Below are 8,058 nucleotides of genomic sequence, written 5' to 3' on the forward strand. Positions count from 1 at the left end.
AATGAATCACGAAGCACAGAATAAATCAATGGGTCCTGAGCCTAATGCACTCATTTCCGGGGACGAGGATTAGAGTTGTCAAAGCGTTTTTCCGGCAGGTTGGAATCACGGGACTTTGTTTTCGCGCGCAAAGTATTTATTGTCTCAAAATCGTCGGCAGTGCAGCTGCAAGGCGTCTTGAGAAGCTATTGTAGGCGTTCACATGACTGGAACAAAAATAAGAAACATGGAGGAATTCGCATCTGTAAGTGGTATCTCGCGACCAACTCTTTCCAAGTTTTTCAACGACCCCAGCAGCGTGCGGACCTCCACGCGGCAGCGTATTGAGGCAGCACTAGAGCAATATGACTATCAGCCCAACCTTTATGCGGTGAACCAAAACCGGCGCCTGACAAAAAACATCGGCGTTGTGGTGCCCTATTTGGCGGACCCTTTCTTTGCAAAGATTGCCCGCACGATCGAAGAGCACATCATTGAAACCGGGTATCGCCCGGTGCTGCTTGGCTCCCACGGCAGTCCAGCGATGGAAATTGCCAATCTGGATAATCTGCGCAGTATTAAACCGGCGGGGGTGCTCTTGGCTCCGCTTGGACGCGCCTCAGATCATGCCAAGATCGAAGCCTTCTGCGGGGAAGTACCGACCGTGCTGTTTGATGCCAATATCGACGGGATCGGAGAGGCCTTTGTCGGATCCAACAACGCACAAAGCATTGGCTTGATTGTAGACTACCTCTGCCGCACAGGTGAGCCGCCCTGCTTTTTTGAGATGAAGTCACCCAGCAACCCAAATGCGTTCAAGCGACGGAGCGCCTATATCGCAGCCATGGAAAGGTTGGGACATAGTCCCGCCCTGATTCAGGCTGAAGGCCAAGGGTGGGAGTTTGAAGAGATTGGATTTCGTGAAGGCACACGAGTTGTACGCGATCGCAACCTGCCAACAAACACGCTTTTGTGCAGCAACGATCGCCTGGCCATTGGTCTTTTGTCTGCGGCCTTTGAAGCTGGATTGCGGGTTGGCATTGGTGAAGGATGCGATTTGCGGGTCGCGGGGCACGACGATCACCCGTTTTCCAGATACACCTGCCCAACCTTGACGACGGTATCACAGGACTATGAGGCAATTGCCAAGACAAGCGCGGCAATCCTGCTGGACCGGATCGAGTCGGAAGAGACCAACGATTCGCGTCAAGAACGGCTGTTTGACGGGCGGTTGATCATGCGGGCCTCTGCCTAAACGGCTGGTAGCGCATGCTGAATTCATAACTTTACGCGCGTAAAGAATTAAATTGACGCAAGTTGCCGCGGCGCGATAGGCTAGTTGCAAGCATCTAATTTGGGAGGACGACGATGTTTAGGAAAGGCACGCTTCGTGCAGCCACTGCCATTGCGCTCTTTGCAGCGGGCGGTGCTTCTGCTGAATCACTGACAATCGCGATCGTGAACAACGGTCATATGATCAACATGCAAAAGGTTGCGGAAGCCTACACCGATGAAACCGGTGTTGAGCTGAATTGGGTGTCGCTGGAGGAAGGTGTTCTGCGCGAGCAGGTCACATCCGATACCGCAACCGGCGGCGGCCAGTATGACATAATCAACATTGGAATGCAGGAAGCCCCGATCTGGGGCGCGGCAGGCTGGATCGAACCCCTGAAATTCTCGGCCGGATATGACGTCGATGACATTCTGCCAGCCATGCGCAATGGTCTGTCACACGAAGGCCAGCTCTATGCCGCGCCCTTCTACGGTGAATCCTCGATGGTTATGTACCGCAAGGATTTGACCGATGCGGCCGGAGTTTCGATTACAGACAGCGACAGCTGGGACAACGTCAAGGCGGCGGCGGCGGCCATCCATGATCCGGACAATGGTGTCTACGGCGCCTGCCTGCGCGGCAAGCCAGGTTGGGGCGACAACATGGCCTTTATCACTACGGTTGTGAACTCCTTTGGCGGCGCCTGGTTTGACGCAGACTACCGCCCGGTTCTGGACAGTGCCGAGTGGAATGCCGCAATCAATTTCTATGTGGATCTGCTGAGCAACTATGGCCCTCCAGGTTCTGAGGGCAATTCCTTCAATGAAATCCTGGCGCTCTATAACGAGGGCAAATGCGGGATGTGGATCGACGCCACTATCGCCGCCTCGTTCCTAGAGGTAGACGGCGTGGCCTATGCCCAGTCCCCCAACGCCGGCAACCCGGTTGGCTCTAACTGGCTCTGGGCCTGGGCCATGGCAATTCCGGCCGGGTCTCCGAATGCCGAAGCTGCGGGTAAATTCATCGAATGGGCCACTTCCAAGGACTATGTCCAGGCGGTTGGCACGCATCCTGACTTCGGCTGGGGTTCTGTCCCAACGGGTCAGCGCGCCTCCACCTATGCCATCCCAGAATTCCAAGCAGCAGCAGGATTTGCAGCAGCAGAGCTGGCAGCAATTGACAGCGCCGCCCCAGAAGCGACGGATCTGAAGCCCTATGTAGGCGTCCAGTTCGCAGCGATTCCTGAATTCCCTGAGGTCGGCTCGGCAGTTGCACAGGAAATGGCGGCCGCTCTGTCTGGTGCAAAATCCGTCGAAGAGGCTCTCGCTGCCTCCCAGAAAGCTGCACATTCGATCATGAAAGAAGCGGGCTACTACGACTAAAACAACTGAGGGCTCGGTCTGGCCGGGCCCTCGCTTTGATGTACCACAGGGTTTGCTAGATCCCCCTGGTACCGCCTAACATCCAAGCAATCGCAACCCAAACAACAGATGCGAAACGATTATCCCGTTTTGCTGAGAGGATAGGACCATGTCTGCTAGAAAGCTGCCGCGCCTTCTTCAAACACCTGCGGTACTCCTTTTGCTGGTGTGGATGCTCATTCCCCTGGGAATGACCCTGTACTTTTCCTTTATCCGCTACGTGCTGAACAATCTGCGCCGCCCTGAGTGGACAAGCCCGAGCCTGAGCAACTGGCGTGGTTTTGGGAATTATGAGTTTGTTCTCAACTCCAAAGACTTCCTGTTTGCCATCCAGAACAGCCTGTTCATTGTTTGTAGCATCCTGTTTCTGACCGTAATACTTGGGATCTTGATCGCTGTTCTGATCAACAAGACCTTCCCCGGGCAGGGCATCGTTCGGGTGCTTCTGATCTCTCCCTTCTTTGTGATGCCAGCTGTAAACGCGGTGCTTTGGATCAACATGATCCTGGACCCGGTGCTGGGCCTGCAGGGGATCGCCGTTGGCAGCATCAACGAGCTGCTTGACAGCCTGCGCAATGCCCCCTTGCTGGGCTGGTTCTTCTCGCTCTGGCCCGACCTGGCGCCAATTTCCTTCCGGGCGACACAAACCTCGGCCTATGCCGTCATCATCATGGTGACCTGGCAGTGGACACCCTTTGCCGTGCTGATCTTCATGACCTCGCTGCAATCCGAAGATCAGCAGCAGAAAGAAGCCGCGATCCTGGATGGGGCAAGCACTTGGTCCCAGTTCCGCTTTCTGACGCTGCCACATCTTGCGCGGCCGATTGCGATTGTGGTGATGATCCAGGCGATTTTCCACCTTTCGCTCTACGCGGAGATCGAAATCGTAAGCCGCGGTAACGGCAATAAGAACCTGCCGTATCTGATTGGCGAATTTGCCAACAACAATATCGGGGCTGCTAGTGCCACCGGGATCTTTGCAGTCATCCTAGCCAACATCGTTGCGATCTTTCTGCTGCGCATGATTGGCAAGACATTGATGGAATAGAGGAAAACCCATGGCTATTGTTGCAAAATCCTCCAGGTTTTCACAGTTTGGTCGGCCTGTTTTGGCCTGGGGCGTGGGGCTGATGTTCTTCTTTCCCATCTTCTGGATGGTGTTGACCAGCTTTAAAACCGACGCCGATGCTGTGAAGCCTGAGCATCTGATCTGGTTCACGCCGACCTTTGAAAACTACCTGAACATGACCGAGAACTACGATTATTGGCGCTTTGCCAAGAACTCAGTCATCACGGCTGTTTTGGCCACCGCCTTTACGCTTTGCGTCGGCATTCCCTGCGCCTATGCGATGGCTTTCAATCCCAGCCGATCCACCAAAGACGTTCTAATGTGGATGCTCTCGACCAAGATGCTCCCTGCAGCGGCGGTACTCTATCCGATGACCTTCATCACCAAATCCGCTGGCCTGTTTGATACCCATTTTCTGATCATCCTGGTGCTCAGCCTGATCAACCTGCCCATCGTGGTCTGGATGCTGTTCACCTATTTCAAGGAAATCCCCAAGGATATCATCGAGGCCGGTCAGATGGATGGCGTCAACACCTGGGGCGAGATCAAAGAGATCCTCATCCCGCTGGCCTGGGGCGGCATCGCCTCCACCGCGCTGCTCTGTTTCATCTTCTGCTGGAACGAAGCCTATTGGACCGTGCGCCTGACCACCACGGATGCAGCGACACTGTCTAAACTCATCGAAGGCAACCGTGCCCCGGAAGGCCTGTTCTTTGGCCGCCTGTCTGCCGTCTCCGCAGCCGCCGTTGGGCCTATCGTGGTCCTGGGTTGGTTTTGCCAGAAACAACTTGTCCAGGGCTTGACCTTTGGCGCCGTGAAGTAAGGAACCACAATGGGACGTATTCAACTCAAAAACGTGACCAAGAGCTTTGGTGATGTGCAGGTGATCCCACCGCTGGATCTGACCATCGAAGACGGTGAATTTGCCGTATTTGTTGGCCCGTCGGGTTGCGGAAAGTCGACCTTATTGCGGATGATTGCAGGGCTTGAGGACCTGACCTCGGGCGAGATCGAAATCGACGGCGCCATCGCAACCCAAGTGCCGCCCGCGCAGCGTGGGTTGGCCATGGTGTTCCAATCCTACGCGCTTTACCCGCACATGTCCGTGCGCAAAAACATCGGCTTTCCTTTGCGTATGGCCAAGATGGCGCAGCCTGAAATCGATCAGCGTGTTGAGACGGCTGCAAAATCCCTGAACCTGATGGATTATCTGGATCGCAAACCCGCCGATCTTTCGGGGGGACAGCGCCAGCGTGTTGCCATTGGTCGCGCCATTGTACGTGAACCTGCCGCCTTTTTGTTTGACGAGCCATTGTCGAACCTCGACGCTGCCCTGCGTGTGGGCATGCGTTTGGAGATCGGCGAGCTCCATGAGCGTCTGCAGACCACCATGATCTACGTCACCCATGATCAGGTCGAAGCGATGACCATGGCCAACAAAATCGTGGTGCTGCGGGCCGGGGTGATTGAGCAGGTGGGCTCTCCGCTTCATCTCTATCACAGACCGCAAAACGAATTTGTGGCGGGGTTCATCGGCTCTCCAAAGATGAACTTTGTTACCGGAACAGAGGCCGAAAAACACGGTGCCGCCACCATTGGCATTCGCCCGGAGCACACAGTGGTCAGCATGAGCAAAGGTTCTTGGAAAGGCCGCGTCGGCGTTGCCGAGCATCTGGGTTCGGACACCTTTATCCATGTGCATGACACTGGCGTGGCAGACATGGTCACCGTGCGTGTGAGCGGCGACATCGCCGTTAAACATGGCGATACTGTCTATCTGACGCCGCAGGCTGATCAGATCCATAAATTTGACGCGCAGGGTCTGAGGCTCTGATGGCGGCCTCGGCACTACATACGACGGGTGTTGCCCTGTCTGACGCGGCCCTTCCCGGGCTTGCCGCTGACATTGTACGCCCTACCTATGATCGGGCCGGGCTGCGCCCGGGCATCGTACATATCGGCCTTGGCAATTTCCACCGCGCGCATCAGGCCTGGTTTATTCATCGGCTAATGCAACAGGGAGAGGCGCAGGACTGGGCCATCATCGGCGCAGGCGTCCGCGCCCAAGACCAGGACATGCGCAGCCGCCTGTTGGCGCAGAACTGCCTGACAACGTTGATTGAGCTCTCGCCCACGGGGAAGTCCGCCGAGGTCATAGGCTCGATGATCGACTACCTGCCGATCGAGCCCACAAACACCGCCCTTGTGCGTCAATTGGCTGATCCCGCCATTCGGATCGTGTCGCTGACCATCACGGAGGGCGGATATTTCATCTCTCCCAACGGCGACGGGCTGGACCTCGAACATCCAGAGATCCAGCATGATCTTGACGCGCCAGGCACCCCAAGAACCGTTTTTGGCGCCATCGTGGCAGCGCTTTCGGCGCGCCGGGTGGCTGGCACCGGGCCTTTCACTCTCCTCAGCTGCGACAATCTCCGAGGCAACGGCAAAATTGCCAAGCAAGCCGTCCTGTCTTTCGCCCAACAGGTCGATCCAGACCTTGCCTCCTGGATTGAAAGTCACTGCAGTTTTCCAAACTCCATGGTGGATTGTATCGTCCCTGCAACCGGTCCCAACGAGATTTCTTTGGCGCAGGGATTTGGGATCAATGACGCAGCCCCTGTGACACATGAAAGTTACCGACAGTGGGTGATCGAGGATGATTTCTGCGCGGGTCGTCCGGATTTTGAAAAGGTTGGTGTCATTCTGACCCCCGATGTCCATGCCTATGAGGCGATGAAGATTCGCATTCTGAATGCCGGCCACCAGGTTCTGGCCAATGTCGGCGAGCAGTTGTCCGTCCAGACCATCGCAGAATGTATGGCACATCCGCTGATTTCGCAGTTTTTCCACAAAGTCGAACACGAAGAGATCGTGCCCTATGTCTCTCAGGTGCCAGGTATGACAGCGACGCAATATGTCAGCTTGATTGCCCAACGATTTTCAAACCCGGAAATTCGCGACACAACACGTCGGGTGGCTTTTGATGGATCCTCGCGCCATCCCGAATTCATCCTGCCGATCATTCGGAATGCCCTGAACAGGGGGGGCTCTGTCGAGGGACTGGCCCTGGTTGAGGCCTTTTGGGCACGCATGTGTGCCGGTGTGCGAGAGGATTGGACAATCGTCGAGAGCAATGATCCCAATTGGCAATACCTGTCTGCAATTGCACAAGAAAGCGCCAGACGGCCAGAGGCCTGGCTCGAGCAGAGACATATCTATGACACCCTGAGTGATGATCCCATTTTTGCTCCAGCTTTTTGTCGCTGGTTGCAGGTGATTTGGTCCAAAGGCAGTCTTGCGGCACTTGAGGCCTATATAGGGCAGGCTCAGAACGTGAAAAGTGAGACATCAGGATGATCCTATGCTGTGGTGAGGCCCTCATCGACATGATCCCCGAACCTACACTGCAAGGCGCCCCGGGGTTTGTGCCCCATTGCGGTGGCGCGGTCATGAATACGGCGGTGGCCCTGGGGCGTCTGGGGGTGCCAGCCGGGCTGTTCACGGGGTTGTCAGACGACATGTTTGGCCAGCAACTGACCACGCATCTGCGCGCGTCACATGTGGATTTATCTCTGTCCGCGGTGTCGAGCCGCCCTTCAACATTGGCATTTGTTCGGCTGGAGGATGGCCAGGCCAGCTACAGTTTCCTGGATGAAAACTCAGCCGGTCGCATGCTGCAGCTTTCCGATTTGCCAAGAGTGCCTGCGCATGTCAGTGCGCTGTTTTTTGGCGGCATCAGCCTTGCCGTAGAGCCCGCCGCCGAGACCTATGCCACCCTGTTAGAGCGGGAAAAGCGTGATCGCGTGGTCATGTTGGATCCCAATATCCGCGAAGCCTTCATTGCAGATCAGGAACGTTACCGTGCGCGTCTGAACCGAATGCTGGCACAGACTGATATCATCAAAGTTTCCGACGAGGATCTGGACTGGCTAATTCCGGCGAACATGCCGTCGGCGGAAAAAGCCGCGATGTTGATGACCCATGGCCCGCGCCTCGTGGTCGCAACGCGCGGATCCGCTGGTGCGCTTGCCTATCTTCCCAATGGCACGGAGGTCGCAGTCGCGACCGAATCCGTTGATATTGTCGATACGGTTGGCGCAGGCGACACCTTCAACGCTGGTTTCTTGTGCAAACTCAGGGAGCTTGGAAAGTTGGATGTTGAGATACTCCCGCACATCACTCCTGAGATATTGAGGTCAGCTTTGACTTTCGCGTCAAAAGTCGCCGGAATTTCAGTGTCCCGTAAGGGAGCAAACCCGCCTTGGGCGCCGGAAGTACTTGAGTTGGTCTAGGGAATGGGGTCTCGTAAGAAG

At 55.9% G+C, this 8,058-nt stretch carries 7 protein-coding genes; all 7 read left to right on the forward strand.

What is annotated here, in order from left to right:
* The first annotated feature begins 202 nt into the window (after window positions 1-202).
* The 7 genes from AN476_RS21715 (at window position 203) to AN476_RS21745 (ending at window position 8,037) form a co-directional block, all read left to right on the forward strand.
* Window positions 203-1,234, forward strand: a complete 1,032-nt coding sequence (locus AN476_RS21715; RefSeq protein WP_054463855.1) for a LacI family DNA-binding transcriptional regulator — start codon at window positions 203-205, stop codon at window positions 1,232-1,234.
* 113 nt (window positions 1,235-1,347) lie between these two features.
* Window positions 1,348-2,634 (forward strand): sugar ABC transporter substrate-binding protein, encoded by a 1,287-nt coding sequence (locus AN476_RS21720; RefSeq protein WP_054463856.1) that lies wholly within the window; start codon window positions 1,348-1,350, stop codon window positions 2,632-2,634.
* Between the two features lie 148 nt (window positions 2,635-2,782).
* Window positions 2,783-3,721 (forward strand): carbohydrate ABC transporter permease, encoded by a 939-nt coding sequence (locus tag AN476_RS21725; protein ID WP_054463857.1) that lies wholly within the window; start codon window positions 2,783-2,785, stop codon window positions 3,719-3,721.
* 10 nt (window positions 3,722-3,731) lie between these two features.
* Window positions 3,732-4,565 carry a carbohydrate ABC transporter permease gene (locus AN476_RS21730; protein ID WP_054463858.1) on the forward strand — a complete coding sequence of 278 codons (834 nt, stop codon included), beginning with the start codon at window positions 3,732-3,734 and terminating at the stop codon, window positions 4,563-4,565.
* A gap of 9 nt (window positions 4,566-4,574) precedes the next feature.
* A complete protein-coding gene (locus AN476_RS21735) occupies window positions 4,575-5,576 on the forward strand; it encodes an ABC transporter ATP-binding protein (protein WP_054463859.1) in 1,002 nt (333 codons plus the stop codon).
* Complete coding sequence (locus AN476_RS21740) at window positions 5,576-7,102, forward strand: mannitol dehydrogenase family protein (RefSeq protein WP_054463860.1); 1,527 nt, start codon at window positions 5,576-5,578, stop codon at window positions 7,100-7,102. The genes AN476_RS21735 and AN476_RS21740 overlap by 1 nt, the downstream gene beginning before the upstream one ends.
* A complete protein-coding gene (locus AN476_RS21745; RefSeq protein ID WP_054463861.1) occupies window positions 7,099-8,037 on the forward strand; it encodes a carbohydrate kinase in 939 nt (312 codons plus the stop codon). Before AN476_RS21740 ends, AN476_RS21745 begins: the two co-directional genes overlap by 4 nt.
* The last annotated feature ends 21 nt before the right edge of the window (window positions 8,038-8,058 follow it).

Origin of the sequence: Phaeobacter sp. 11ANDIMAR09, from assembly GCF_001294455.1 — a bacterium.
Lineage (GTDB): Bacteria > Pseudomonadota > Alphaproteobacteria > Rhodobacterales > Rhodobacteraceae > Pseudophaeobacter.

Bases quoted from the DNA above. Each gene is read 5' to 3' on its own strand.
- AN476_RS21715 (WP_054463855.1), top strand. From the start codon at position 203: ATGACTGGAACAAAAATAAGAAACATGGAGGAATTCGCATCTGTAAGT.
- AN476_RS21720 (WP_054463856.1), top strand. From the start codon at position 1,348: ATGTTTAGGAAAGGCACGCTTCGTGCAGCCACTGCCATTGCGCTCTTT.
- AN476_RS21725 (WP_054463857.1), top strand. From the start codon at position 2,783: ATGTCTGCTAGAAAGCTGCCGCGCCTTCTTCAAACACCTGCGGTACTC.
- AN476_RS21730 (WP_054463858.1), top strand. From the start codon at position 3,732: ATGGCTATTGTTGCAAAATCCTCCAGGTTTTCACAGTTTGGTCGGCCT.
- AN476_RS21735 (WP_054463859.1), top strand. From the start codon at position 4,575: ATGGGACGTATTCAACTCAAAAACGTGACCAAGAGCTTTGGTGATGTG.
- AN476_RS21740 (WP_054463860.1), top strand. From the start codon at position 5,576: ATGGCGGCCTCGGCACTACATACGACGGGTGTTGCCCTGTCTGACGCG.
- AN476_RS21745 (WP_054463861.1), top strand. From the start codon at position 7,099: ATGATCCTATGCTGTGGTGAGGCCCTCATCGACATGATCCCCGAACCT.